The organism is Limosilactobacillus gastricus DSM 16045 (assembly GCF_001434365.1).
Classification (GTDB): domain Bacteria; phylum Bacillota; class Bacilli; order Lactobacillales; family Lactobacillaceae; genus Limosilactobacillus; species Limosilactobacillus gastricus.
Window position 1 is genome coordinate 1 of sequence record NZ_AZFN01000017.1, and the last position, 26,258, is coordinate 26,258.

A 26,258-nucleotide genomic window follows, 5' to 3' on the forward strand; every position below is an offset into this window, starting at 1 on the left:
AAATGCTAATTGACATTTCTTCCCACCCTCATTCCTTTTTTATTATTTGTCTCCCCTTTTTTTAAACGAATGTGGTTGCAAGAGCCAATCCACTAATTTAGTTAGATATCGTAAGACGGTATTCGCCGAAAGCAATAGGACGATCGCGAAACTAATCGCCACTCCATCAATCACCTTGATCCCAAAGAAAGTCTTAAAGAAAGTCAGCCCAATAACTGCTCCCAAGAGACAGCCAACAAAGATGGCTAAGCGAAAACCATTTAATGGACGACTCATGTAATACAGCACCATAAAACCTACTCCCGCTAAAATTAAAGTTGAAGCGGTTTGAATTTCATTATTGCTTAAGGCAAACAGACTCCCACATACCACAATAATCGCTACAATCGCCGCATCGGTCACCCCACCAGGAAGCGCTCGAGTGAAAATATTAGTCATAAAGCGACCACTAATCCGCTCATGATTGGCCTCTAATGCCAGCAGGAATGATGGCACCCCAATCGTAAAGAGACTAATAAGCGTAATTTGTGATGGTTGCAATGGATAATTAAAAGCAAAGATGAGCGTAAATAAGGCTAACAAAAACGAAAAAATATTCTTAACTAAGAATAAACTGGCTGACCGTTCAATATTATTAACCACCCGACGACCTTCATTTACAATCGCTGGCATTTTAGCAAAATCAGAATCTAACAATACCATTTGGGCCGCTTGCATCGTTGCATCACTTCCAGTAGCCATGGCGATACTGGTATCAGCCTGCTTCATCGCCAGAATATCGTTCACCCCATCGCCAGTCATAGCAACCACTTCACCTTGTGCTTGCAATTCTTCAACAAATTGTTGTTTTTGTTCGGGAGTCACCCGACCAAAAACCGTCTTGGTCTGTAGTGCTGATGTTAAATTATCTGACGTTAATTGACTAGCATTCACCCATTGATCCGCATTCTCAATCCGAGCCCGCTGAGCAACCGCCGAAACCGTTTCTGGATTATCACCCGAAATAACCTTAATCTTAACGCCTTGGTGGGCGAAAAAGGAAAAGGTATCCGGCGCCGAGGCCCGGACAGGATTAACTAACCGGACGTAGGCCAATGGGGTTACCGGTGCTGATAGTACATGATCATTTAAGGCCGGTCCTTCATATTTCCCAAACACCAGAATACGAACCCCCTGTTGGGTATCAGCTGCAAAATCGGCATGGTAGCGGTCAAAGTTATCCCGCAAAACCATTTCCGGTGCCCCTAGGACATAAGACGTTTGATCAAAGGCAACGGAAGAAAATTTCCAAGCCGAACCGAAGGGAATCAAATTGGTCGCCTGCTTTTGACTCGGTGAAGTGAAATATTGGTGTAGGGCTTGCATGGTCGAATTATCATTTGGCATGGCTTGGACGAAATCGTTTAAAATCCCTTGAATGGAACTCCGCGTGGCATTCTGCGTGGGAGTAACGCCATCAACCACCATTTCGTTTTCAGTGATAGTTCCCGTCTTATCAACACAGATTACGGTAACCCGCGCCAGGGTTTCGATACTCTTCATACTATGCAAAAGGACCTGCTGACGACTTAAACGCACAGCACTAATGGCCAAGGCCACTGTCGCCAATAAGAACAATCCTTCTGGAATCATCCCGATTAAAGCCGCCTCCATCGACACAATGCTCCGTTGAAAGGATAAGCCATTCGTCACAAAGGAGCGATAAAACAAGGCAAGGCCCAACGGAATTAAGGTAATCCCAACCGCTTTAATTAAGCGGTTTAAGGACTTAATCATCACTGATTCTTCATCCATTTGGACCTGCTTTGCAGATGTCGTTAGCTGATTGACGTAGGCTTGTTCACCTACCGCCGTGGCCTTTACATAAGCCTGACCGGCAACCACAAAACTGCCTGACATCACTTGATCATCACTGTTTTTAGGGATTTCATCGGCTTCTCCAGTTAAGAGAGCCTCATTGACCTGCAGAGAGCCAGCTAGTAAAACCCCGTCGACCGGAATCTGCATACCCGTTTTTAAAATAAACACATCGTCTAAGACCAGTCGATCCGTCGCAATTTCATTTATTTGACTATTCCGGACTACCTGCACCTTGGAGGCATGTAGGACGGTTAATTTTTCCAAAGCTCGTTTGGAGCGAATTTCCTGAATGATCCCAATAATCGTATTGGCGATAATCACCGGTAAAAAAGTTAAATTAACATATGACCCCACAACTACCAATAAAATCGCTAAAATCAAAAAGATTAAGTTAAAGTAGGTTAAGGTATTATCTTTAATAATTTGTCGATCAGACTTAAATTGCGGTTCCGGAGGCTGATTGGTTAACCCCTGACGTTGCCGTTGTGCAACTTCAGCTTGGGTTAATCCAGGGTATTTAATTTCTTCACTCATAATTAGCCTCCTAAAGTTATTAGCCTTAATTCTACCGTATTATGTCAACCTAGTACATTGATATAGCTATACTAAAAGGCCGCTGGATACCTTATGATCCAGCGACCTTAATTAGCTTAATGCTTTTTTCGATGAATTAATGCTTTAAGGCCACGCCAAATCCCTTGAAAAAAGGATAATGACCGTACCATACGTTCGGGTTCAACATACTTTCGAATCGCTCGTAAAACCACTTTTGGTTGCTTGCTAGCGAAAGTATAGGTCCCATTCCGCTTGGTCCGCAGTGCGTATCTTGGGATCCAGTGACCACCAAACAATACTTCTGCGATCACATAATCGACTTCATCCCACGGAATTTGAATGTAATTATTGACATTTCGATCGTCAAAAAATTCAAATCCGCGGTCGCCAATCATAATTTGACCATAACTTCCCAGGCCCAGCATAGATGAACCTTTAATCACCAAATCCACCTTGGTATTGATAGATTCAACCATTTTTTATCCTAACAAACCAATAACATGAAGGACAATACCGGCAACGAAAATACCAATGATAATCCAAATTGGGGAAACCTTCTTCTTCAATAACCACATACATAGGAAGGTTAACAGAAGCGCTGCTAAACCTGGAATCAATGAATCAAGGTTATCTTGTAAGGTCGTAACCTTAGTGCTAGAAAGAGCTAACCCATTTCCCATGTCCCATTGTTGCAATGCTTGTTGGATGGCATGCGCATTATGAGGAAGCTTATCCCATTCGATGTAACCACCTTTAGAAACTGGCGTTCTAGAAACCACTGGGGTAAAGGTAATCGTAACCCAACGTTCAATCAAAGTCCCTAGGATAAACATCCCGAGCATAGAAGCTCCCCGAGATACCGTTTGAAGGGATAAACCGTTCGTATCATCAGTAATTTGGGTCCCGGCACGGTAACCAAATTCTTGGGTGTACCACATAAAGGCAATCCGCATGATGTTCCAAACCACAAAGAAGATAATTGGTCCTAAAATATTACCAGCAATGGCTAACGAAGCCCCTAAACCAGCAATAATTGGCCGAGCAGTGTACCAGAAGACTGGGTCACCTACCCCAGCTAAAGGTCCCATCATACCAACTTTAACCCCGGACATGGTCGTATCGTCAACATCAACGCCATTAGCCTTATCTTCTTCTAGGGCTAAAGTTACCCCGATGATTGGGGAAGCCACATATGGGTGGGTGTTAAAGAATTCAAGGTGTCGCTTAGCAGCAGCAGCCCGATCTTCTTTGGTTTTGTATAACTTCTTCAACGCTGGTGACATGGCGTACATGTAACCACCGTTTTGCATCCGTTCATAGTTCCATGAACCTTGCAGGAAAGTTGAACGCCAACATACGTCCCAACGGTCCCGCTTAGTTAATTTAATTTTATTATCAGCCATTATTCTAAGCCTCCTTAATTCTAATAGTCATCAAGGATGTCGCCAAGGGGATCACCTGTCCCACTAGCGCCATTCGAGCCGTTACTGGAACCACCCTTACCTTCAAGTTGAAGGTAAAGTAGCATCAAAGCAACCCCTAATGCACCAATAGCAATTAAGGTAAGTTGAGTAATAGCGGCAATCACGAAACCGATGATAAAGAATGGCCAAACTTCACGAGTGGCAATCATGTTAATAACCATTGCATAACCAACAGCCACAACCATTCCACCACCGATGGTCATCCCATCAGTTAACCATGATGGCATAGAAGCAAGGAATGATTTAACGGTACTTGCTGGAATAAATGCCAAGGCAATTGCTGGAAGCATGATCCGTAAACCTTGCAGACACACAGCAATGATTTGCCACATATCTACCCGACCAAGGTTACCCTTAGCCCCTTCAGCATCCATTACGTGAACAATGGCAACAGAGATAGTCCGAACAATCATTGTCAAGAACAGACCAGCAACTGCCAACGGAACCGCTAACCCAATCGCTGTCCCAATGTCACTAGTGTTGGCCCCACCTTCAACAAAGATAATAGCTGAAGCAATTGAAGCTAGAGCAGCATCTGGCGCAACGGCAGCTCCGATGTTCGCCCAACCCAAGGCGATCATTTGTAGCGAACCACCTAACATAACACAGGGGATCAAATGCCCTGTTACCAATCCGATTAGCGTACAAGCAACCAGTGGTTGGTGGAATTGAAATTCATCTAAAATCCCTTCAACCCCGGCTAAGAACGCTACAATCGCAACTAAAACTATTGAAATCGCAGACATAGTTTCTTCTCCTTAAATTTACTTTTTCTCTTCATTAATCAGCTCTTGGGCATGCTTTAATAAACTATCGATGCTTTCTGGTGAGTCAGATGGAACCTTACGAACATCAAGTTTAATTCCCATATCTTGGAGTTCCTTTAAGGTGTCAACGTCTTTTTGATCCATTGCTAGAACCTTATTCACGTTAACTTTACCTTCTGTGTACGCCATTGAACCAATATTTAATTCTTTTAGTTCAACCCCACCTTTAATGGCTTCTAAGGCATCTTCAGGGGTTTCGAACAATAGCATGGCTTTAGTAGCACCAAACCGTGGGTCTTGAGCTACTTCTTCCATCTTCTTAATTGGCACAGTGTTAGCATGCACCCCAGCAGGAGCCGCTTGTTGAATCATGCTCTTGCGCAACTTATCCTTGGCCACATTATCAGAAACTACGATAATCCGATCCGGATTCATTGCCTTAGTCCAACCAGTGGCAACTTGACCGTGTAGAAGCCGAGTATCAACCCGTGCAAAGACATATTTGATATGGCCATCACCAAGCACCGTTCCTTCAGGAATAGCACCGGTTGGTTGGTTATCAACTGGCGCAGCTTCGGTTGATGTTTCTTCAGCTGGCATCAAGTCTTCCGGCTTCGTCTTGATCCCGTCTCTTGCAACATCAACAAGGTGCGTAGCGATTTCTCGAGCCGTATTCATCGAGAAACGTGATGCATAAGCTTCGATTACCATTGGTAAATTCATTCCGCTGACAACCGCCCAGGTATCCTTATGCTCATCAAACAAGTTGCTTACCTGATTAAATGGTGTACCACCCCACAAATCAACTAAGAATAATACTTGTTCTTGATCGTCAAACGTCGCAACCGCATCCGACAACTTTTGTCGAATGTCATCCGGTCCTTCGTCTGGCTTTAAAATGACATGAGCCACATTTTCTTGTTGACCAAAGATCATTTCACCAGATTGAAAGATCCCGTCAGCAAAGCCACCGTGACTTGCCAGGACAATTCCTACCATAATATCCTCCTTGTTTTTCACACAACTTACATATCAATTACTATGTAACTAATAGTCTATGAAAACGAATACATTATACAGTCTTTTCATGTAATATTTCAATCTTTTACGTGAATTTGCTAAATTTTTCTAAAATTTTATCTACGAAACCCCTAGCATTCCTGGATTTTCGCCAACAATATTTTCAGATAGCGCTTTCATAACTTTCGACAGTAGTCTATACTGAAAGCGAATTATTCTTATCAGGTAGGTATATACGCAATGAATGATGTCTTATTTCTAAAACCCGCTTTTCAAACCAAGATGTGGGGTGGTCAAAAGTTACGGACCGACTTCCACTATGATATTCCTAGTGATACTACCGGCGAATGCTGGGCCATTTCGGCTCACCCCCATGGACCCGCCACGATTGCGAATGGTGATTTTAGTGGCTTAACCTTAGCAGAATTATGGGATCAACAACCGAAACTCTTTGGTAACCCCTCTGGGCACGTTTTCCCACTATTAACAAAAATTTTGGATGCCGCTAAAATCCTCTCTGTTCAAGTCCATCCCGATGATCAATATGCCCAGGAACATGAACATGAACTCGGTAAAACCGAATGTTGGTATGTCTTATCAGCAGAACCGGGCAGTTACTTAATCTATGGTCATAACGCTCGCGACAAAGCGGAACTAAAGGGCCTGGTTAATCAGGGACAATGGGATCAATTATTGCGTAAAGTTTACGTTAAAACCGGAGACTTTTTCTTCGTCCCAAGCGGAACGCTACATGCGATTGGCTCAGGAGTCGTCGTCTTAGAAACCCAACAAAGTAGCGACACCACTTATAGATTTTACGATTTTGACCGTGTTGATCCGGCAACTGGCAAAACCCGTGAACTACATTTACAACAGTCCATTGATTGTACGGAAACGCCTTTTGTGGATCAGAATCAAACTCCTATCACAACGGAATATGATCATGCTTCTATTACCCAACTCGTTGACTCAACCCACTTTATCGTCAACAAGTGGCAAACCAACTTTGGGCACCTTACTTTACATCACGAAGTGGCTCCATATACCTTGGCATCCGTGGTTGATGGTCAAGGCAAATTAAAGATCAATGATCAAGTATACTCAATTACCAAGGGAGACCATTTCATTATTCCAGCGACGACTGATGAATGGACACTTGATGGTAATATGACTGTGATTGCGTCAGAACCAAAATGATTGAAAAAATCAGCACAAAAAAATAACCGTCTTAGCTTGATTTAGCTAGCGGTTATTTCATAAGACAAAACTATGTCACCGTCTTTAACGACTCTATAAAAGTCCTAGTTTCTCAGGGCTTCTTTTTTATGTTTTATTATGGCATCTTTAATTAGTTTATGATTAATTTTTCCAATTAACCTGATCTTGTAGATCCCAAATATCAATTTCAGTTGCTTCATCATATTGACGGTTGATTGCGTGTTCCGTCGGTGTTAACACTAACTCGGCAGTATAGTTAACCACTGCCTTACGAAGATCACCACCAACCACCTTCATCTCTCCATGATCAAGATAACCAAAAGCGGCGTGAGCATGGACAAACAAATCCCCATGGTCGAGCGAAACATTCCCCATCAAGGAAACCATTTCATACATTCCTTGACGAATGGGAGCATCGTAATCCTGGGTTTGCGGATTGTAAACCCCCACTTGAACCTCACCGAAACCACCGAGACCATTGAAAGTTGCCCCAGCAATATTTTCGGTTTGACACACCTTCCTTACGACTTCTTTTAATTCTTCTCCTTGATCGACTCGTACCAATAATTGGTGATTACTCCATTGCGTCTTCATTATGACTCCTTTGCTAATGCTAACCTTATTTCCAGGATATCCTTTGGCATGGTGGTACAACAGCCACCAATGATACTAGCCCCGGCCTGCACCCAATTAACTGCCGCTTGTGCAAAACTAGTTTGTCCAGTAGTAGTCTGCCAAGTTTTAGTGGTTGGATCATATTGGGCTCCTGAATTAGGATAAACGATTATGGGAACGCTTGCAACTTTTGCAATTGTTTCCACTGCCGGGGTTGCCATCGTTACTGGCATACAATTAACGCCGACTGCTAGTACATTCGGATCATCCTGAATGGCTTCTACTGCCTGGGTCAAAGCAGTACCCTCACTAATAGTCTGTGGATCTTGCAATGAGAATGAAACCCATACGGGTATTGAAATCTGATGATCATGGAGCCAAGCCAGAATCGCAGTGACCTCTGCTATTTTAGGCTGAGTCTCAATAGCTAAACAATCAACTCCAGCAGCCAGTAACTCTTCCAAGCGTGGTGCATGGAAGTCCTGGTAATCTGCTAATGATAACTCATAGTCACCACGATACTCACTTCCATCCGCTAAATAAGCACCATAGGGGCCAATTGATCCCGCCACCAAATTATGCACACCAGAGGCCTTTTCATATTCATCGCGCGCTGTTTGTGCCAACTGTGCTGACAAACGAATCAAACGTCGTGCTGCTTGTTCACCATAACCATGCTTTTCAAAAGCGCCCACGTTAGTTTGATAGGAATCCGTAATCGTAATCCGTGCACCAGCTTCAAAATAGGCTTGATGAACCCGTTTAACTAAGTCAGGGTGTTTGATTAAAGCTGCCGCAGTCCATAAATCACTATCGGTCTGAGCTCCCCATATTTCTAAAGGAGTAGACATAGACCCATCGATAATGATCGGGGCCTCTTTTAATAATTCTGCTAATTCCATCTAGCTCTCCTCTTTTATTTCGTGATATGATGTTCACTATTAATTCTAATCAAATTGTAATTTTATTCTATCACGGAGTTAATTATGTCTGCTAACGAAAAAACCGAACATCTTGAACGTAAAATGGAAACCCGCGACATCCAAATGATCTCCCTAGGTGGGGTCATTGGAACCGGGCTCTTCTTAAGTTCCGGTTATACTATCCAACAAGCTGGCCCCATCGGGACGATCATTGCCTACTTACTAGGCGCTGTCATCGTCTACGCTGTCATGCTTTGTTTAGGCGAATTATCTGTGGCTATGCCTTATACCGGATCTTTTCACGTTTACGCCAAGGACTTAATTAGTCCGGCTACGGGTTTTACCGTCGCGATTTTATATTGGTTGACGTGGACCATAGCTTTAGGATCGGAATTTACGGCTGCTGGAATTATTATGCGGCAGTGGTTCCCTCACGTCCCGGTGTGGATTTGGAGTTTGCTCTTTATAATTTTGATCTTTTTATCCAATGTCTTTTCGGTTCGAATCTTTGCCGAAAGCGAATTCTGGTTTGCGGCCATTAAAGTTATCGCAATTTTGGTGTTTATTGTCCTTGGCGCCCTCGCTATTGTCGGTATTATTCCCATGAAAGGTTATCAACATGCACCCCTTTTAACCAACCTGACGAAGGACGGCTGGTTTCCGACCGGTTTTGGCGGTGTCTTTACCACCATGTTAACCGTTAATTTTGCTTTTTCGGGGACGGAACTTATCGGCATAACCGCCGGTGAGGCAAAAGATCCTGAAAAAACTTTGCCCAAGGCAATCCACACCACCCTTTGGCGATTAATCATCTTTTTTATCGGATCCATTACCGTAATGGCTTGCTTAATTCCATATCGTCAAGCAGGAGTATCGGAAAGTCCCTTTGTCCATGTATTTAAGTTAATGGGCATCCCCTATGCGGCCGATATTATGAATTTCGTGGTCTTAACTGCCATTATTTCCGCCGCAAATTCTGGTCTATACGCCTCCACGCGAATGTTATGGTCCTTAAGTAATGAAGGAACGATCCCCCGCCGCTTCGCCAAAACTAATCGGCGAGGCATCCCGGTGATCGCTCTGGCGCTTAGTATGATCGGCGGCATTTTATCACTTCTCTCCAGCATTTATGCTGCTGACACGATCTACCTCGTACTCGTCTCAATCTCTGGATTAGCCGTGGTCATTGTCTGGATGGCTATCGCCCTAGCCCAAATTAACTTTCACAAACGCTTCTTAGCATCTGGTCATCAACTGAACGAACTAAAATTTCGAACACCGTGGTATCCCATCATTCCTTGGTTCGCCTTCGTTGCCTCCTTGGCCTCTTGTTTGTTAATCTGGTTTGATCCATCTCAACGAATTGCCCTCTATTGTACAATTCCCTTCGTGATTATTTGTTATTGCCTGCATCACTTTTATGATAAATACCAACATCGTGCTAAGTAGTTACTTCAACCACCGATAGCAACAAATAGGGGTTCTACACTTTTTAGTACTGATAGAAAAATCTATCAGTGCTATTTTTATTTTACGAAGTAAAATAAAGCAAAAAGAAAGAGAAGATGGTTGGACCCCAGCTTCTCAATCGATGAAAGGACCATCTTCTCATGAACAATCATATCAAAACACTAACTGGATTAGAAGATCCATACTTAGAATTTGAATCTAATGACGATAACCAACAGATCGAATTAGTTGGAGACTATCAACTTATTCGTTTAGTTCAATCCAATGTTCCATCACCTCAATGTCATCGTTGTAAGGCTAAAATGGTTAAAAATGGGACCTATAAACCAGTCTTCATACATTGTCCAGAAATAGGTGGAAAGTCACTATTCGCTGCTGTTAGGAAACAAAAATTCTTATGTAAGCACTGTGGTGCTTCTTCACTCAGTGAAATCAAAGGTGTTAAATATCGTTGTAGTATTGCTAATGCGATTAAGCGGAGGGCTCCGGTTTATCTTGCCGACAATATTTCTGTGAAGGATATTGCTAAACTAACAGATGTATCTGCAAGTACGGTCCAACGTGTCCTAGTGGCCAGTAAAGATCTAGTTAAACCGCAATATGATTGGCTGCCTCAAGCGATCTCATTTGATGATTTTAAATCTGGTAATGGTTCCAACATGAGTATCCTGATGATTAATCCTGTTAATCATCGCACGATTGATGTTATTGAATCGAGAAAAGGAAAAGCTCTATTGGCATCTTTTTTCAAGTTCTCACATCAGGCACGTTGTCAGGTCCGATACGTGATCGTAGATCTATACCAGCCATATCGAAAATTGATTAAAGAAGCCTTTCCCAATGCCATTATTATCGCGGAACCATTTCATGTAATCACGCAAGCTTATCGTGCCCTACAATCTGTTCGAATTAACGTTATGAAGCAGTATGGATCTGATTCACGTGAATATCGGGCTCTTAAGAGCCTCTGGAAGTTGATTATGAAAGATCAGAAACAGCTTAAATATGACAATTTCCATTCTCGCCGTAATTTCCGGTACGCTCAGTTATCCGACAGTGAAGTCGTAGACCTATTGTTAGATATGTCTGACGAATTGAAAACAGCTTATGAATATTATCAAACCCTTTTAAAGGCAATGCGTGACCATGATCCTAAACAGCTTCAAGAACTATTAAAAACAAAGCTAACCTTATTACCAACACCATTCCAAAGGACTCAACGAACTCTTAGACAACATAAGGAAGAGATCTTAAATCAATTTAAACATCAATATTCTAACGGAATTATTGAGGGACGCATGAACAGAATCAAGGTAATTAAACGGACAGCCTTCGGCTACCGTAATTTTGAAAACTTCAAAATTAGGATCCTATTGGAATGTCGAAGCATCTCATTTTCTATTGAGAAAACAACAAAAGGAAAAAGGCCAACCATCAAACAGCTTGTTCAATCTGCTTAATGACCGGCCATCTTCTCATTCAATTTTCCATCAGTACTTGTTGACAAAGAGCCCAAATAGACCGGGAGGAAACAAAATGTTTCTTCCCGGCCTTATTTACTCTGATAATAAAATCGAAAATTGACCAACATTATTAATAAAGGTCTCATCATCAAAACCATTTTCGTCTAGTAAGGCTACGTCAACATATCCTAGACAAAGATACACGAAACTTTGCGCAAAAACGTCAATATCAATCGCCAGCTGGTAATTATTATCGTTAATGACATTAAAGGTTAAATCATAAAAGTTGTCGATCAAGGCGTCTAATTGGGAGATGGATTTAGTATCTGGTGAATTACTAACCTCATTTCCCAAAACAATAATCTCGGGATGATCACTAACATACTGGCAGAAGGGCTGCGCTACCGCTCGCATATCGGAAACGAAATCACCCTTAGATTGAAAATTAGATCCTAATTGTTCGATGGATTGGTGTCCTTCTTCCACCACCGTATCAATAATTTCTTGCTTCGTCTTGAAATAACGGAAGATTGTCCCCTCATTTAAATTAGCCTGCTCGGCAATTTTCCGGGTGGTGGTCCCCTTAATGCCATTTTGTACCGCTAAAATCCGAAATGCCCGAATGATCCGCCGCCGGGTTTCTTCGACTGCCATTTCTCTCTCCCTTCTGGTTAAGTAAGCAACTACTTACGTTAATTATTACTAATTATTATATACTATCTGAGATACAATCACAAACGCACTCGAATAATTATCTGCTTGAACTTGACAGTGAGTAAACACTCACCTATAATAATTATAAATTTAGGTGAGTGATCACTTACCAAAGGAGAAAAAGATCATGACAGCTCGAATTTTATTAACTAATTTACAAAAATCTTTTGGCTCACAGCAAGTCTTAGCTGGTATTAACTTTGATGTTGAACCTGGTGAAATCGTGGGCCTGATTGGACCGTCTGGGGCCGGTAAATCCACCGCTATTAAAACTATGTTGGGCATGGAAAAAGCGGATGGTGGCGAGGCCTTGGTCCTTGATCATCATATGCCTAACCGTCAAATTCTCGGCGAAATCGGCTATATGGCTCAATCAGATGCCTTGTATGAATCTTTAACAGCACGGGAAAATATGCGTTTTTTCGGTCAAATGCGCGGACTTAATCACCAAAAACTAGTTCCCCAGATCGAAGCGGCCGCTAAAGTTGTTCAATTAACCCCTGATCTTGATAAACGAGTAAGTGGCTATTCTGGCGGAATGAAACGACGCTTATCCTTGGCCATTGCCTTTCTGGGTAATCCACCGCTCCTAATATTAGATGAACCCACGGTTGGGATTGATCCCGCCTTACGCCGCCAAATTTGGACCGATTTAAAGCGTCTTCGTGATCAAGGAACTAGCATTCTCGTCACCACTCACGTTATGGATGAAGCAGAGTTAACTGACCGGGTTGCTTTACTCATCAACAGTCAAATTATCGCTTTTGATACTCCGCAACAACTTAAAAGACAATACCAGGTTGATTCAATTGAAGAAGTCTTTTTAGCTGCTGAACAAACGAAGGAGAAAGACTAATGAAAAAAACTCTAGCCATTGCCATGCGGGTTCTGAAACAATTATTGCGCGACAAACGCACACTGGCATTAATGTTCATCGCGCCGATTTTAATTATGTGGTTATTGAACGTGATGTTTTCCGCTAATACCACAACCAACGTCAAATTAGCTACCGTTGATCTCGATTCCGCGCTTGTTACCCAACTTGATCAAACTAAACACGTAACCGTCAAAGAATACCAGTCCAAGGATCAAGCCATCCAGGCAGTCAAAAATGATCATGCCGACGCCGCTATCGTCCAAACTTCAACAAATCATTACTCAATCACTTATGCGAATACCGATTCTTCAAAGACAACTATGACCAAGCAAGTTTTCCAACAAGCTCTGACTAAAGTTGGTGTTCGTCAACTCACCACTACCGTTCAAACCCTGGCTAAAGCAACTGGAACTTCGGTACCATCAGCCACCACCTCAACGAAGATTACCAATCACTATGACTATGGTAATAGTGATACCGGCTTCTTCACGAAGATGGTTCCAATCTTAATGTCCTTCTTCATCTTTTTCTTTGTTTTCTTGATTTCAGGAATGGCCCTCTTAAATGAACGGACCACGGGAACTTTAGATCGTCTCTTAGCAACACCCGTCCGGCGTGCCGAAATCGTTTTTGGTTATATGCTAAGTTATGGACTCGTGGCGATTGTTCAAACGATCGTTATTGTTTGAGCTACGATTGGGCTTTTAAACATCGAAGTTGTCGGCAGTATTTTTAGTATCGTAATTATTACCGCCATCTTAGCCTTTGTTGCCCTCGCCTTTGGAATTTTAATGTCAACCTTTGCCAATTCAGAATTCCAAATGATGCAATTCATCCCACTGGTAATTGTTCCCCAGGTCTTCTTCTCTGGAATTATTCCTTTGGATCAAATGGCTTCTTGGGTGCAAGTAATCGGTAAAATTCTCCCAATTACCTATACCGGGGATGCCCTTAGTCAAATCATCCTTCATGGAGCTTCCATCACTGATTTAGGGGGTGACATATTGGCCTTACTAATCTTCTTGATAATTTTAACGACAGCTAATATTCTAGGAATGAAGCGTTATCGAAAAGTTTAGGAGCTTAAATCATGACCGAAAAAAATTTCACCAACTACTTCGCCGAATGGATCAGCGCTCAGGAATTCCCTCCTGGCAAACAAAAAGCGTTACTCGCAGCTAGCGAGCTCTTCAGCCAACAGGGCTATGATGCCACATCTACCGCCCAAATCGCTAAAAAGGCCGGAATAAGCGAAGCTACGATCTTCAAATACTTCAAAACCAAAAAAGCCTTGTTAATGACGGTTTTGTCGCCAATGAGCGATGGCTTAATCCCCAGCATTCAAACTGATTTTTGGAATGACTTTAAACAACAAAAGTTTAATTCCGCCACTGATCTTTTACATGCCTTAGTCGCTGATCGAGTCCAGTATTTCCAACAAAATATCGTCATTGCGCCCATCTTGCTGGATCAACTGCTGGTCAACCCATCTTTAAGAGACCAAGTCCGTAAACAAATTTTCAATACAATCGAGGGTCGGTTCCCAACCTTTAACCAGTCCTTTCAAACACTATATGGCCACCTGTTTCCTAGGAATTTAAAATTGGAAACCATCTTTGTTAATCTCATGCGTCTTCTAATTGGCGATTTCATCCAAATAATCGTCCTAGATACGGTTGATCAGATTGATTGGGACCATGAAATTGATATTCTGACGCAGCAATTAATCGTTTCCCTTCCGCAAAAATAAAAAAGCTGGTGGAATCATCTATGTGCTCCCAAGAGCATCCTAAGATGATTTCGCCAGTTTATTTTTAAGGTCGTTTCAACCAACTTAATTGACCCCTAAATTCATCAGGGTGTTGCGAGATATCCCGCCGTGGGCCTTGGTTATCGTCGACCATTTCACCGTGTTCGGCAATGTCCAAGCCCAGATATTCATCCTTTTTCGTAACCCGCATTGGAATAAATTGTTTCAAGATCCAGGTCACGATTGAAACCCCTAAACAAACAAAGACCATGGTGGCAATCGTGGCAATAATTTGAACCATCAAGAGGTGGCTCCCACCACCATAGAAGAGGCCATCCGTCGTAACAGCGGAGTTCACATGGTGAGTAGCAAATAATCCGGTCGCAATCGAACCCCAAATTCCACTCATCCCATGACAACCAAAGGCATCTAGAGGATCATCAAACTTTAATTTAGGCTTCGCATATTCGACAAACACATAGGAAACTATTGTAGCGATCATGCCGATCCAAAAGGCACCCGCCAAGGTCACATAACCAGCCGCGGGTGTAATCCCCACGAGGCCACACAAAGTCCCGGTACAGGTTCCGACCAAGGTAACCCGTTTTTTCAAGTAAACTTCAATGATCATCCAAGCAACCATTGAGGTAGCGGCCGCAATCGTGGTGGTAAAGACCGCTTGTAAGGCCACTGAGTTAACGGCTAGGGCTGATCCAGCATTAAAACCATACCAACCAATCCAAAGAATGGTTGTCCCTAATAAAACCCAGGGTAAGTTATAGTGTTGGGATTCTCGCTTGGTTCGTGGTCCTAGCCAGATCGACAACATCAAAGCCGTGACCCCGGCGTTAATATGAACCACGGTCCCCCCAGCAAAATCCAGCGTCCCTAATTTTGCTAACCATCCATCCGCCGACCAAACCAAATGAACCATCGGGTAATAGATGAATAAAGACCAAATAATGATGAACCATACTAAGAAGCGAAAGTTAATCCGCCCCACCACAGCTCCAATGAAGAGGGCTGGTGTAATAATCGCGAACATCATTTGGAATAAGGAATAGACTCCGGTTGTGATTCCAGTATCCATGACGTGGTTTAGCGCCACCCCGTGAAAAAAGACGGCCTTAAGGTTCCCGATGACGCCTCCAAGATCACCACTAAAGGCTAAGGAATAGCCACAAGCAAACCATAGAACAATGGCGAGTCCACAAATGAAGAAAACCGACAACATCGTATTGACAACGTTTCGCCGGGAGACTAATCCACCGTAAAAAAACGCCAGACCAGGGGTCATGAAGAGTACTAAAATACTCGATAAAATTAAAAATGATGTGTTAACTGCACTCATAGCATCGCCTCTTTCTCAAACCAAAAAACAAAATTAATAACTACTATTCTAGGATTTCAACGAAGCGTCTACAATACTTTGCCCAAATTGCGTGATTATCCAATCTCCACACCATAAATCGCTTATTATCTTAACAACCATTCTCATCATACTTTAATAATTAAAGCGGGATTATTCGTCATTAACGAAAATTATCCCGCTTTTAGATATTATTTTTCGGTTTTTCCTTGTAAAAAGTCTGGAACTTGAGCAATGATCACGGCAACAAAAACCAATAGTCCCCCTATGATTTCTCGTCCGTTCATAACTTCATTTAAGATGATCCAACCGGCCAATGCCGCAAAAACTGATTCTAAACTCATTGCAATCGACGCCGCAGTCGGTTCCGCATACTGTTGACCAATTACTTGTAAAGTGTAGCCAACTCCGCTGGAAACAAAACCAGCATACAAAATAGTCACTAAAGCATCCATAATATCGGTCCAGGAAAACTGATGTAGTACCAGGGCAAATAACCCCGCTAATAAACTAGCCGTTGCAAATTGAATCGCCGATAAGACCAGCGAATCCATCCCGCGATAGCGATCAATCACTAATATATGCAAAGTAAACATCAGGGCACAGATAATTTCTAACCAATCGGCCAAATAAATATGACCTAACCCATGTTGGACACACAAGAGATACATCCCCACCAAACAAACAACGACGGAAATCATCACGATCCAACTCCGGGTACGTCCGATGGCCCAAGCAATTACCGCCACAAACACCACGTAAACCGAGGTCAAAAAGCCTGCTCGGCCCGCAGCAGCTGCGCCTGTCGGGTAAGCAGCAATCCCAATTTGTTGAAAGCTTTCCCCTAAAAATAAGGCGCCACCAATTAAAAAGCCGGGCCACCAATGACTTGATAACTTTAATTTCACGGTCGGTTGGGCAAACGGAGAAGGATAGTGATTACGCCACCATAGCAATCCTAAGACAAATCCGGTAGCTAATAAGTTTCTGGTGGCATTAAAAGCAAAGGATCCTAAATGATTGGCGGCCTCATCTTGGGCCACAAACCCAGTCCCCCATATCAGAGCCACCAGGACTAAAATCAAGGTCCCCTTTAAATTTGTTGATTTCATTTGGTTCTCCTAACTAGAAAAGCGCGTCATGGTTAACCACAACCCGCTTTAAACTTATTTACCACTATCACCGTAGTTCTTAAGAACCCGTGCACTTGGATCATCCACATCCTTTAATGCATCCCATTCTTTATTTGGCATCCAGAAGTCTTTAATCCATTCGGCTTTGCCAGGGAAGAATTCTTCAAAGATGTCCCGATATAATAATGATTCCTTGGTAAATGGGGTACAGTAGGCATACTTCTCACCAGCTTTTACCACATCTTCATCCGTGTATTGGCTTTCGGCATATTCTTTTAAATCGTCCACCAATGAATGCCCAACAGCATCACTAAAGGCTGCCTTTTCCCGCAATAAGATGTCGTCTGGTAAGTAATCTTGTCCCGCAAAGGCCTGCCGCAAGAGATACTTCCCTTTACCATAGACATTCATCTTCATAGCTGGATCTAATGACATCACATAGCGAACAAAGTCACGATCCGCAAACGGTACCCGACCTTCTAAAGAGTTGGAAGAAATACAACGATCTGCCCGTAAGACATCGTACATATATAATTCCCGAATTCGTTTTTGCGATTCTTTTTGGAATTCAGCTGGACTTGGTGCATAGTCGGTATATTTGTAACCAAACATTTCATCTGAACACTCACCAGTCATCAGAACCTTTAAATCGGAATTTTCATGAATCTTCTTACATAACAGATACATCCCTAGTGAAGCCCGGATGGTCGTAATATCCCAGGTTTCTAAGGCATAAATGACATCACGTAACGCCCCTAAAACATCTTCTCTGGTCATAATGAATTCAGTGTGATCAGTCTCGAGGTAATCAGCAACCTCCCGCGCATACTTAAGATCAATCGGGTTTCGATCCATCCCGATCGCAAAGGTCCGCATTGGCACATCCGGTGACAATTTTTTAGCAATCGCACAGACTAGCGAAGAATCGAGTCCACCTGATAATAAGTAACCCAGGGGTGCATCGGCATGAATTCGCTTTTGCACGGCATCGACTAAGCGCAGCCGAATTCCTTCCGTCGCTTCTGCCACACTAGCCGTCCGAATTTTCGGGCTAAAAGCAGGATCGTTATAGCAGACAAACTTTTCGCCATCATAGTAGTGACCTGGTGGGAATGGATATATGCGATCGCAAACTTCCATGAGGCTCTTGGCCGTAGATGCAAAAGCAATCTGGTCGGTTTCCGTCAGGTAACCATAAAACATTGGACGAATTCCGATTGGGTCACGAGCCGCCAAGACTTGTTGCGTCGTTTGGTCATACAAGACTAGGGCGAATTCAGCGTCTAGCATCTTGCACATGACATCCATCCCATACTTTTTGTAAAGTGGAATTAAGACTTCACAATCACTCGTAGACTTAAATTGATAGTCATCTTTAAGGTTATCCTCTAATTCATGGTAGTTATAGATTTCACCATTACATACCAAGGTCACCCCATCATACTGAAATGGTTGCATTCCATCCGCAGATAAGTCCATAATTGCCAAACGGTTAAAACCAAACTTTACCGGTCCTTGATCTTCAACCCAAGTCATATCCGGCCCCCGGCGTTCATCGCAGGCCAGGGCTTGTTTAAACTTCGTCATATCATACTTTTCAGCACTTACCGTTAAAAATCCACACATAATTTTGACTCCTTAATTTCAAAATCAAACGGGAAATTAAAAAGCCTCCCGTCCCTGCATACGCATGGGACGAAAGGCTTTTTTCCGCGGTACCACCCAAATTGTTGAAGTATTAGTTCAACCAACTCTTAAATACGAGTACATTCATACTCGGCCGATGGTAACGGATCGGTGGCCCGTTTAAGCCTACTTTGAGAATCTCATTTGGGTTAAATTATCCGAAAGTGTTCTTCAACCTTCACATGGTTATCGCCTTCTCACTATCGGCGACTCTCTGGTTAAATAATGAAAGTCTACTCGTCTTTCTCATTTAGATTTAATATTTAAACTTATTTTATATAATCTGAACAATTTTCGCAAGCGTCTCGGCAATTATTTTTTACTATGCAGAAAACGCATAATAGCATTCGAACAAATTAATATCTTTCTTCATTCAATCAGGTTAAACTAACTAAAAAATAACAAAGGAGATTTTAACGATGACATTTCCTACTTTTACTTTACGTGACGGTAATCAAATTCCTTCTTTCGGCTTTGGGGTTTTCCAAATTCCAGCTGATGGTTCTACTAAAGCGGCAGTCGCTAAAGCTTTAGAACTCGGCTACCGGCATATTGATACCGCAACAGCTTATTTTAACGAAGCCGAAGTTGGTGCAGCTATTCAAGAAAGCGGTATCCCTCGAGAAGAAATTTGGGTTACTACCAAGTTATGGCTTCAAGATTATGCCTATGAAGATGCCAAGAAAGGTATCGATGCTTCTTTAACCAAGCTCGGTCTTGATTATGTTGATTTGATGCTTTTACACCAACCTTATGGCGAAGTTGAACAAGCTTGGCAGGCATTAGAAGAGGCCCAATCCGCTGGGAAGATCAAGTCCATTGGGGTATCCAACATGACACCTAAGATCTACCAAAAGTTCGTCCCTAACTTTAAGACGAAACCAGTAGTAAACCAAGTTGAATTTAACCCTTACTTCCAACAAGAAGAATTACGGCAAACGATGCTAGAAGATGGAGTTGCCATCGAAGCCTGGGCTCCACTTGGTCAAGGTAACGCTGATCTCTTCCAAGAACCCGTACTCCAAGAAATTGCTGAACGCCATCATAAAAATGTCGGTCAAGTCATTTTACGGTTTGAACACCAATTAGGGATCATTGTCTTTCCTAAGTCAACCCACGATGAACGAATTAAATCTAATATTGATATCTTCGACTTTGCCTTAAGTAATGTTGAAATGGATGCGATTAAAGCCCTCGATAAAGGCAAGGGAAGTCATGATCCTGATGTCCCTGGCGTTGGTGAATGGTTATTGAATGCCTTTGACGTGCACGCCAATGATTAAGCTTTAAATAAGCTGGAAAAAAGGCAACAATTATAAGTGTGCTCCAAGAAAAATTAGGCTGGTAAGAAACCTAAGTTGTTTCTTACCAGCCTCTTTGTTTTATAATAAAGGAAATTAATCAAATTGGAGATGATCGTAATGACAAAGACGGTTACTGCTCAAGAAATGCAAATGGCAGATCAATTTACGATTAATACCATCGGGATTCCGGGGATGGTTTTGATGGAGCGAGCGGCACTTACGCTGCGGGATATTATTCAAGATCAATTTACTCACCAATTATCCCAGGTTGTCGTGGTGGCTGGCAGTGGTAATAATGGTGGTGATGGCTTGGCGCTAGCCCGTTTATTACACCTTCAAAAAGTTCCAATTAAAATCCTAAATGTTGGCAATCCTGATCACGCTAGTCAACAGCACCAATCCCAAGATCACATTTGTCAGTATTATCAAATTCCACAAACCCGGGATTTAAAGATTTTAGACCAGGCTAGTTTGATTATTGATGCTATTTTTGGCGTGGGCTTAGATCGACCTATCACCGGCAATTATTTAACGGTAATTAATGCTATTAATCAAGCTACCGCCCCGGTCCTGGCCGTTGATGTTCCTTCGGGGATGAATACGGATACCGGTGAAATCATGGGCGCCGCTGTTCAAGCTAATATGACAGTTACCATGGCTTTTAATAAGCAAGGCCTAACCACGGCAAGCGGTCAGCAATTAGCAGGCGAAGTTGTTATTGCCGACGATATCGGCATCTATTAACACAAAGAAGGTAATAACTATGAAAATCATTATGTATGACACCCATCAACATGAACGGCCTTATGCCCAAATCTGGGCCCAAGCTCACCATCAGAAGCTAACCATGGTCGAAGAACCCCTCACCATGGAAACTGTCCACCTGGCTGAAGGTTACGATGGCCTGTCAGTTCAACAAACTATTCAAATTGACAATGACATCTATCCAATACTAGCTAATTACGGGATTAATCACATCAGCACCCGTACCGCCGGCTTTGATAACTTTGATCTAGCTGTTGCCAAGCAACATGGGATTACGATTACAAATATCCCTAGCTATTCACCACGGGCGATTGCTGAAATGGGGCTCACCCAAGCCATGTATCTGCTCCGTAATATTGGCCGTTTTCATGAACAAATGGACCAAAATCACGACTTTACCTGGAGTGGAAACTTGATTTCCAATGAAATTTACCGATGTACCGTTGGCCTGATCGGCACTGGCCGTATCGGTACCGCTACCGCGCAAATTTACAAAGCTCTAGGTGCACGAGTACTAGCCTACGATCCGCGCTACCATCCTGAATTAGAACCGTTTGTTGAGTTTGTAGATCGTGATACTATCCTTCGTCAAGCAGATATTATCACCCTCCACACGCCCCTAACACCCCAGACAAAGAATATGATTGGCGCGGCTGAACTACGGGTAATGAAACCTACCGCCATTTTAATCAACGTTGCCCGTGGTGGGTTGGTTGATACCCAAGCCTTAATTAAGGCTTTACAAGATCACGAGATTGCCGGAGCAGGTTTAGACACTTTAGCTAATGAACAAAATCTCTTTGGCCATCAAGTCAGTCCAGACCAAATCCCTGAGGATTATAAGATCCTTCGAGCTATGCCTAACGTCATCATCACTCCCCACGTAGCCTTCTTAACCCAAACAGCGGTCCAAAATTTGGTTCAAATCTCCTTAGATGACACCGTTAAACTGGCGCAAGGACAACGGACCAACCACGCCGTCAATTAGGCTTTTGTCACTATTTTAAAGATTCGAGTCTAGAATTTCTGGGATTGATTTACATCAATACCAGATTTTTTTGTACAATTACATATTACGAGAAGCGCTTACTATGAAAAAATGCATTAACACAAGTAGTTAATGCATTTTGTTGGTTTTAGTTGAAAATTTTTTGGAAAGTTAGCAACGAATTAACATCGCCCTTGACAACTTACCGACATTGCCATTTTTACTTTAATTCAATTTGTACCAGGTTACTTGTGATTTAGCATATCTTTTATCAGTCCAATTAACTTTTGAACCGAATATTGTTCTATATTTAGTATTTACTCTTTGAAGCCTGCCATTCCTTATTTTGTAAGGAACCCATTTTGATTGTGATTTAGATTGACACAAATAATTATTATTACTAATCCACCAAGGACCAGATAGGTTACCATCTGCAAGATTAGTGGCTTTATTATTTTTAACCGTCCAGATAGCATAAAGATCACTAGCGTTAACTGAATCCCTAAATTTAGTAGGTTTATTTTTTCCTAGAAATGCGGAGAAAATAAGCTCAGGAGTCCCGTCTAAATTAATGTCATAGTATGCATAATATCCGCGCTTAAAGCTACCAATCCCATAATCTCTAAGACCTGGGAAATGTTTAGATGAATTTGATGGAGGATTTGATAAATAGGTCTTATATTGATTGATAACGGAATTATAGATTGTAATAGATGCGGATTGTTTTGATTCCTTTTTATTATTGGAAAATAGGAAAAAGATAATCAGCACAATGAAGATAACTCCACCTATAATTTTGTATTTCGTAGTTATACCTCCTTATTTGAAAAAATCAACAGTCCAATGGCAAGAAAAATAATGATATAAACTATGTTTCCTAAGACCATTTCGTTTAAGGATAATAGAGTTGTATGTGAAACTGTATGGTTTGCAATCTGGTCAGTATAATTCATGAAATTTAATGGATTCCACTTCATAAAATGCCATTTGCTAACAACAAAATTCATAAATGGACCAATTAATGCAACTGCGAAATAACCTACGATTCCTACAATAATTGCAGTACTTCCTTTTTTTAGCAAGGCTGCAATTAGAAAGACGACACTAAGTATCAGCCATGTAGTTAATAAATCAGCCCAATTAGTTTGTAACCAATATTGCCATAGTCGACCTCCTTGGACTTTATCTGTCAACGAGAACTTATTTGAAAATAAAACAAGTTTATCAAGGAAGGTAACAATCGCAAAGAATATATACATAGAGACTGAGTAGATAAGGATAGTAATCCACTTAGAAATCAGTATCCGTTGACGAGAATAAGATTGAAAAAGAATATTTCTGATTGTTCCATATTCAAATTCTGAGGCAACAATTGAAGCGGTTGTACTAATTAAAATTAAAGAGATAAAGGTATTAGCTCCATAATCGGCAACAAACAGTTCCTTAGGTAAGAAATGCTCTGGCATAGCATGGCTCACAATAGCAAGGCCAATATTAATAATGAGCACGAGTAACAAGCAAATCCAGGTACTTGTTTTTTTAATTAGCTTATATAATTCTTGTCTGATTAAAGTAAACATTGGATATCTCCTTCTAAAAGTCCATAAGATTTAAAACAGTTGTCTCTAGGTCGCTATCTTCGTGATGGATATCTAACACAATAATATTATTTTTCTGAAGTAGCGTAACTGCATATTCAACTTGCTTATCATCTGCTACAAGGATACGAAGAGGTTTCCTATCAATACCAGACTCAAACACAGCTTTAGTATCAAATTCAAATCCAGCTTCAGAAAGAATTGTTTGTGCCGCGCTGTCATCATTGGTTTTGAGAATGGCAATACGCTTATTGGTAGCTAGGAGGTTCTCCATAGTGTCATTTCTGATGATTTTTCCTTTATTAATTAGGATGACATCATCTGCAAGCTTTTGAAGTTCCGATAATAAGTGACTAGAAATAAGAAATGTCATACCTTCGGATGCTTTTCTTATGATTAAGTTACGTAATTCTTTAGTAGCTTGTGGATCCAGGCCATTCATTGGTTCATCTAAAATAACAAGTTTAGGATTGTTAATCAATGCCATTGCTATACCCAATTTCTGTTTCATACCTAGTGAATAGTTACTAGCTCTTTTTCGGATATATCCTGACATACCTAAATCAGATACCAATTGATTAATGTCATCTTGACTACGTTTTTTTGAGAACATCTTTAAATGTTCAAGTCCCGAAAGATATGGGTAGATACCAGGATTCTCAATCAAAGCTCCAACAGTACCAGCTACTGGTCCGTTATTAAAACTAACTTCTTTACCGTCAATTTTAATTGAACCACTACTTTTGATTAATCCAAGGACAGATTTCATAATCGTAGTTTTTCCAACACCATTTGGTCCAATAAGTCCGACAATTCGACCCATTTTACAGTCAAAACTTACATCAAATAGAACCTGTCTTTTTTTGAAATTTTTGTTTAATTGTTTTACAGATAGAATACTGGTCATAGTACTATTTCTCCTTTATTTATATCCCCATAGTTGGATTATACGACCATAATACGTAATTTTGTATAAACCACTCATAAAAGATTAAATTTGAATACTCCAATGGTCCACTAGAAGGTATTAACCGTAAGATAAAGTCCCTTAAACGTGGCTGTTATGGCTTCTCAAACATTGAATACTTATTCAAATGTATTGATTGTATATTTGCATATAAATAAAAACCACTCCCAGCATTAGGAGTGGTGTACAGGACCATCAATACCAGTTGACGGAGACCCCTCTTCTATACTTTCGGGAAAAATCCCTGCACGCCACCGAGTTGGAGGCGGTTGAGGATCGCTAAAACCTCGTCAATCGGCATCCGCTTACCATCTTCTACCCATTTTCGATAAGCGGCTAGCGTGGTCCCACGAATAAAGGACAATAGTAGCGTCTTTTCAAAACTTGATAAACGTTGATAACTCGCCGATTTTTGCCAACTGTGATCATGACCGTCTGAATCATTTGGTTACGAATCCTTTCCCAACTTGTGTCAAGGGTGATCCGTTCATAAGCAGGCCCTTGCTCAATTGAATACTCGAAAAAGATGCGATTAACCTTACCAAGATCCTTTGGTAACTCTAATCCTGCAATCTGTTTAAGATAACCAGCACTCATCTCATCTTGCATTTCGACAACCAGGGCATCCAAAGTTTCATAGTAGTTGTAAAAAGTCTTTTTGTTAATCTGGGCCCGCTCACAAAGTTCCCTAACCGTGATCCTTCCATATGGTTTCTCACAAATTAGCTCACTAAAGCTCTTTTTAATTGCTTCAATGGTTTTGATAACCCGAAGATCTTCATTCCCCGTTAAAATCATCTATCGACCTCGTAGCACGACTAAATTTATTTTGTCTTTATTTTAATCTTCCGGTGCCCAATTACCTAAAGTTTTAATCTGTTCATCTAGAGAAACATTATAATAACGCTTCTTCCCGTCCAATTTGGCGATTTCAGCCATTTCCGCATCCGATAAAGAGAAATCGAAAATATCAAAATTATCCTTCATATGTTGTGGATTAGTAGTCTTAGGAAAGACAATATTTCCAATTTGAATATGCCAACGCAAGACGATTTGTGCATTTGATTTACCGTACTTTTGCCCTAACTGGGTAAAAATTGGTTCATTCAATAAATCAGTCGCCCCGTGTCCAAGTGGGTACCAACTTTCAATCACAGTTCCATAATCAGCAATCCGGTTTTTTAATTCCGTTTGTTGCCAATAAGGATGACATTCAACTTGTAAAACGGCCGGTTTGATCGTGGCTGCTGCCATTAAATCTTCCAAATTGTTTGATTCAAAATTTGAAATCCCAATCGAGTGAACCTTACCAGCTTGGACCGCTTTTTCCATATCCTGCCAAGCCCCTTTATAATCGCCGAATTGTTGATGCAAAAGTAACAAATCAATGTGCCCAACATTAAGGCGGTCAAGCATCTTATCGATAGCTACCGCTGTCTTCCCTTCGCCATACTCGGAAGGCCAAAGTTTTGAGGTCACCCATACATCCTCGCGACTGACGATTCCTTCACTAATGGCGCGATTTATTGCTTGTCCCACTGAGCGCTCATTTTGATAAGCATGGGCCGTATCAATATGCCGAATGCCCATTTTTAAAGCATCATACACAGCCGTTTCCGTTTCACTTCCTGCGGGAACCATGTATACGCCTAACCCAAACTGAGGAATCAGATTTCCATCATTTAACTTTACCATTGTTTGTTGCATTTTATTTTCTCCTCGTATTCTTTAA

The 26,258-nt window shown here is 41.6% G+C and carries 25 protein-coding genes, 2 pseudogenes and 1 other annotated feature; of the genes and pseudogenes, 10 read left to right on the top strand and 17 right to left on the bottom strand.

From position 1 onward, the window contains the following. Positions 1-42 precede the first annotated feature (42 nt). The 5 genes from FC60_RS06420 to FC60_RS06440 form a co-directional block, all read right to left on the bottom strand. On the bottom strand, positions 43-2,394 hold the full coding sequence (locus FC60_RS06420) for an HAD-IC family P-type ATPase (RefSeq protein WP_056937613.1): 2,352 nt from the start codon (positions 2,392-2,394) through the stop codon (positions 43-45). 116 nt (positions 2,395-2,510) lie between these two features. After that, positions 2,511-2,891: a DUF956 family protein gene (locus FC60_RS06425; protein WP_056937614.1), complete on the bottom strand. Its 381-nt coding sequence runs from the start codon at positions 2,889-2,891 to the stop codon at positions 2,511-2,513. A 3-nt stretch (positions 2,892-2,894) separates the two neighbouring features. Beyond that, entirely contained in the window at positions 2,895-3,818 is a 924-nt protein-coding gene (locus tag FC60_RS06430; RefSeq protein ID WP_007121602.1) for a PTS system mannose/fructose/sorbose family transporter subunit IID, read from the bottom strand. Positions 3,819-3,838: 20 nt separating this feature from the next. Then, complete coding sequence (locus tag FC60_RS06435) at positions 3,839-4,645, bottom strand: PTS mannose/fructose/sorbose transporter subunit IIC (RefSeq protein ID WP_007121601.1); 807 nt, start codon at positions 4,643-4,645, stop codon at positions 3,839-3,841. Positions 4,646-4,663: 18 nt separating this feature from the next. Further along, positions 4,664-5,665, bottom strand: coding sequence for a PTS sugar transporter subunit IIB (locus FC60_RS06440; protein ID WP_056937615.1), 1,002 nt, complete (start codon positions 5,663-5,665; stop codon positions 4,664-4,666). A gap of 261 nt (positions 5,666-5,926) precedes the next feature. Between FC60_RS06440 and manA the strand changes: the two genes are divergently transcribed. Further along, a complete protein-coding gene (manA, locus tag FC60_RS06445; protein WP_056937616.1) occupies positions 5,927-6,883 on the top strand; it encodes a mannose-6-phosphate isomerase, class I in 957 nt (318 codons plus the stop codon). 162 nt (positions 6,884-7,045) lie between these two features. On the opposite strand, the gene FC60_RS06450 is transcribed toward manA, so the two are convergent. Together FC60_RS06450 and mmuM are read right to left on the bottom strand one after the other, a co-directional pair. After that, positions 7,046-7,498 (bottom strand): PPC domain-containing DNA-binding protein, encoded by a 453-nt coding sequence (locus tag FC60_RS06450; RefSeq protein ID WP_056937617.1) that lies wholly within the window; start codon positions 7,496-7,498, stop codon positions 7,046-7,048. After that, a complete protein-coding gene (mmuM, locus tag FC60_RS06455) occupies positions 7,498-8,421 on the bottom strand; it encodes a homocysteine S-methyltransferase (protein WP_056937618.1) in 924 nt (307 codons plus the stop codon). Before mmuM ends, FC60_RS06450 begins: the two co-directional genes overlap by 1 nt. Before the next feature lie 84 nt (positions 8,422-8,505). Between mmuM and FC60_RS06460 the strand changes: the two genes are divergently transcribed. Together FC60_RS06460 and FC60_RS06465 are read left to right on the top strand one after the other, a co-directional pair. Continuing rightward, complete coding sequence (locus FC60_RS06460) at positions 8,506-9,891, top strand: amino acid permease (protein ID WP_056937619.1); 1,386 nt, start codon at positions 8,506-8,508, stop codon at positions 9,889-9,891. 161 nt (positions 9,892-10,052) lie between these two features. Continuing rightward, on the top strand, positions 10,053-11,372 hold the full coding sequence (locus FC60_RS06465; protein ID WP_056937620.1) for an ISL3 family transposase: 1,320 nt from the start codon (positions 10,053-10,055) through the stop codon (positions 11,370-11,372). 96 nt (positions 11,373-11,468) lie between these two features. Here the strand turns inward: FC60_RS06465 and FC60_RS06470 are convergent, their stop codons facing one another. Further along, positions 11,469-12,029, bottom strand: a complete 561-nt coding sequence (locus tag FC60_RS06470) for a TetR/AcrR family transcriptional regulator (RefSeq protein ID WP_056937621.1) — start codon at positions 12,027-12,029, stop codon at positions 11,469-11,471. Between the two features lie 187 nt (positions 12,030-12,216). Between FC60_RS06470 and FC60_RS06475 the strand changes: the two genes are divergently transcribed. The 3 genes and pseudogenes from FC60_RS06475 to FC60_RS06485 all read left to right on the top strand — a co-directional run bounded on the left by FC60_RS06475 (position 12,217) and on the right by FC60_RS06485 (position 14,716). After that, a complete protein-coding gene (locus FC60_RS06475) occupies positions 12,217-12,945 on the top strand; it encodes an ABC transporter ATP-binding protein (RefSeq protein ID WP_056937622.1) in 729 nt (242 codons plus the stop codon). Further along, positions 12,945-14,045, top strand: a pseudogene (locus tag FC60_RS06480) (ABC transporter permease). Before FC60_RS06475 ends, FC60_RS06480 begins: the two are co-directional and overlap by 1 nt. An 11-nt stretch (positions 14,046-14,056) precedes the next feature. Next, positions 14,057-14,716 (top strand): TetR/AcrR family transcriptional regulator, encoded by a 660-nt coding sequence (locus FC60_RS06485; RefSeq protein WP_056937623.1) that lies wholly within the window; start codon positions 14,057-14,059, stop codon positions 14,714-14,716. A gap of 64 nt (positions 14,717-14,780) precedes the next feature. Here the strand turns inward: FC60_RS06485 and FC60_RS06490 are convergent, their stop codons facing one another. From FC60_RS06490 to asnB, 3 genes are all read right to left on the bottom strand, one after another. Next, on the bottom strand, positions 14,781-16,067 hold the full coding sequence (locus tag FC60_RS06490) for an ammonium transporter (protein WP_056937624.1): 1,287 nt from the start codon (positions 16,065-16,067) through the stop codon (positions 14,781-14,783). A 209-nt stretch (positions 16,068-16,276) separates the two neighbouring features. Further along, a complete protein-coding gene (locus FC60_RS06495; protein WP_056937625.1) occupies positions 16,277-17,197 on the bottom strand; it encodes a DMT family transporter in 921 nt (306 codons plus the stop codon). 54 nt (positions 17,198-17,251) lie between these two features. Then, the gene (gene asnB, locus FC60_RS06500) at positions 17,252-18,844 is read right to left on the bottom strand and encodes an asparagine synthase B (RefSeq protein ID WP_056937626.1); all 1,593 of its coding nucleotides are present in this window, start codon (positions 18,842-18,844) and stop codon (positions 17,252-17,254) included. A gap of 62 nt (positions 18,845-18,906) precedes the next feature. Next, positions 18,907-19,163 (bottom strand) — a binding site (T-box leader). 160 nt (positions 19,164-19,323) lie between these two features. On the opposite strand from asnB, the gene FC60_RS06505 reads away from it, so the two are divergent. The 3 genes from FC60_RS06505 to FC60_RS06515 all read left to right on the top strand — a co-directional run bounded on the left by FC60_RS06505 (position 19,324) and on the right by FC60_RS06515 (position 21,961). After that, a complete protein-coding gene (locus tag FC60_RS06505) occupies positions 19,324-20,187 on the top strand; it encodes an aldo/keto reductase (RefSeq protein WP_056937627.1) in 864 nt (287 codons plus the stop codon). Positions 20,188-20,325: 138 nt separating this feature from the next. Next, positions 20,326-20,952 carry an NAD(P)H-hydrate epimerase gene (locus FC60_RS06510; RefSeq protein ID WP_056937628.1) on the top strand — a complete coding sequence of 209 codons (627 nt, stop codon included), beginning with the start codon at positions 20,326-20,328 and terminating at the stop codon, positions 20,950-20,952. Between the two features lie 19 nt (positions 20,953-20,971). Then, on the top strand, positions 20,972-21,961 hold the full coding sequence (locus tag FC60_RS06515; protein WP_056937629.1) for a D-2-hydroxyacid dehydrogenase: 990 nt from the start codon (positions 20,972-20,974) through the stop codon (positions 21,959-21,961). Between the two features lie 225 nt (positions 21,962-22,186). Here the strand turns inward: FC60_RS06515 and FC60_RS06520 are convergent, their stop codons facing one another. The 3 genes from FC60_RS06520 to FC60_RS06530 are packed head-to-tail and all read right to left on the bottom strand — an operon-like array spanning position 22,187 to position 24,466. Then, on the bottom strand, positions 22,187-22,732 hold the full coding sequence (locus FC60_RS06520; protein WP_056937630.1) for a hypothetical protein: 546 nt from the start codon (positions 22,730-22,732) through the stop codon (positions 22,187-22,189). A 38-nt stretch (positions 22,733-22,770) separates the two neighbouring features. Next, entirely contained in the window at positions 22,771-23,541 is a 771-nt protein-coding gene (locus tag FC60_RS06525) for an ABC transporter permease (RefSeq protein ID WP_056937631.1), read from the bottom strand. Between the two features lie 13 nt (positions 23,542-23,554). Continuing rightward, on the bottom strand, positions 23,555-24,466 hold the full coding sequence (locus FC60_RS06530) for an ABC transporter ATP-binding protein (protein WP_056937632.1): 912 nt from the start codon (positions 24,464-24,466) through the stop codon (positions 23,555-23,557). An 86-nt stretch (positions 24,467-24,552) separates the two neighbouring features. Between FC60_RS06530 and FC60_RS09320 the strand changes: the two are divergent. Then, positions 24,553-24,684 (top strand): annotated as a pseudogene (locus tag FC60_RS09320) (transposase); the annotation flags it as partial. A 65-nt stretch (positions 24,685-24,749) separates the two neighbouring features. On the opposite strand, the gene FC60_RS09680 reads toward FC60_RS09320, so the two are convergent. Genes FC60_RS09680 through FC60_RS06540 form a run of 3 tightly spaced genes read right to left on the bottom strand, consistent with a single transcriptional unit; the run spans position 24,750 to position 26,233 of the window. Further along, on the bottom strand, positions 24,750-24,890 hold the full coding sequence (locus tag FC60_RS09680; RefSeq protein ID WP_235806095.1) for a hypothetical protein: 141 nt from the start codon (positions 24,888-24,890) through the stop codon (positions 24,750-24,752). Then, a complete protein-coding gene (locus FC60_RS06535; protein WP_235806096.1) occupies positions 24,863-25,324 on the bottom strand; it encodes a TetR/AcrR family transcriptional regulator in 462 nt (153 codons plus the stop codon). Before FC60_RS06535 ends, FC60_RS09680 begins: the two co-directional genes overlap by 28 nt. A gap of 42 nt (positions 25,325-25,366) precedes the next feature. Further along, entirely contained in the window at positions 25,367-26,233 is an 867-nt protein-coding gene (locus FC60_RS06540; RefSeq protein WP_056937633.1) for an aldo/keto reductase, read from the bottom strand. Positions 26,234-26,258: the final 25 nt, after the last annotated feature.

Bases quoted from the DNA above. Each gene is read 5' to 3' on its own strand.
- FC60_RS06515 (WP_056937629.1), top strand. From the start codon at position 20,972: ATGAAAATCATTATGTATGACACCCATCAACATGAACGGCCTTATGCC.
- FC60_RS06470 (WP_056937621.1), bottom strand. From the start codon at position 12,029: ATGGCAGTCGAAGAAACCCGGCGGCGGATCATTCGGGCATTTCGGATT.
- FC60_RS06530 (WP_056937632.1), bottom strand. From the start codon at position 24,466: ATGACCAGTATTCTATCTGTAAAACAATTAAACAAAAATTTCAAAAAA.
- FC60_RS06485 (WP_056937623.1), top strand. From the start codon at position 14,057: ATGACCGAAAAAAATTTCACCAACTACTTCGCCGAATGGATCAGCGCT.
- FC60_RS06535 (WP_235806096.1), bottom strand. From the start codon at position 25,324: ATGATTTTAACGGGGAATGAAGATCTTCGGGTTATCAAAACCATTGAA.
- FC60_RS06430 (WP_007121602.1), bottom strand. From the start codon at position 3,818: ATGGCTGATAATAAAATTAAATTAACTAAGCGGGACCGTTGGGACGTA.
- FC60_RS06440 (WP_056937615.1), bottom strand. From the start codon at position 5,665: ATGGTAGGAATTGTCCTGGCAAGTCACGGTGGCTTTGCTGACGGGATC.
- FC60_RS06540 (WP_056937633.1), bottom strand. From the start codon at position 26,233: ATGCAACAAACAATGGTAAAGTTAAATGATGGAAATCTGATTCCTCAG.
- asnB (WP_056937626.1), bottom strand. From the start codon at position 18,844: ATGTGTGGATTTTTAACGGTAAGTGCTGAAAAGTATGATATGACGAAG.
- FC60_RS06475 (WP_056937622.1), top strand. From the start codon at position 12,217: ATGACAGCTCGAATTTTATTAACTAATTTACAAAAATCTTTTGGCTCA.
- FC60_RS06505 (WP_056937627.1), top strand. From the start codon at position 19,324: ATGACATTTCCTACTTTTACTTTACGTGACGGTAATCAAATTCCTTCT.
- FC60_RS06420 (WP_056937613.1), bottom strand. From the start codon at position 2,394: ATGAGTGAAGAAATTAAATACCCTGGATTAACCCAAGCTGAAGTTGCA.
- FC60_RS06490 (WP_056937624.1), bottom strand. From the start codon at position 16,067: ATGAGTGCAGTTAACACATCATTTTTAATTTTATCGAGTATTTTAGTA.
- FC60_RS06450 (WP_056937617.1), bottom strand. From the start codon at position 7,498: ATGAAGACGCAATGGAGTAATCACCAATTATTGGTACGAGTCGATCAA.
- FC60_RS06510 (WP_056937628.1), top strand. From the start codon at position 20,326: ATGACAAAGACGGTTACTGCTCAAGAAATGCAAATGGCAGATCAATTT.
- FC60_RS06460 (WP_056937619.1), top strand. From the start codon at position 8,506: ATGTCTGCTAACGAAAAAACCGAACATCTTGAACGTAAAATGGAAACC.
- FC60_RS06425 (WP_056937614.1), bottom strand. From the start codon at position 2,891: ATGGTTGAATCTATCAATACCAAGGTGGATTTGGTGATTAAAGGTTCA.
- FC60_RS06525 (WP_056937631.1), bottom strand. From the start codon at position 23,541: ATGTTTACTTTAATCAGACAAGAATTATATAAGCTAATTAAAAAAACA.
- mmuM (WP_056937618.1), bottom strand. From the start codon at position 8,421: ATGGAATTAGCAGAATTATTAAAAGAGGCCCCGATCATTATCGATGGG.
- FC60_RS06495 (WP_056937625.1), bottom strand. From the start codon at position 17,197: ATGAAATCAACAAATTTAAAGGGGACCTTGATTTTAGTCCTGGTGGCT.
- manA (WP_056937616.1), top strand. From the start codon at position 5,927: ATGAATGATGTCTTATTTCTAAAACCCGCTTTTCAAACCAAGATGTGG.
- FC60_RS06435 (WP_007121601.1), bottom strand. From the start codon at position 4,645: ATGTCTGCGATTTCAATAGTTTTAGTTGCGATTGTAGCGTTCTTAGCC.
- FC60_RS06465 (WP_056937620.1), top strand. From the start codon at position 10,053: ATGAACAATCATATCAAAACACTAACTGGATTAGAAGATCCATACTTA.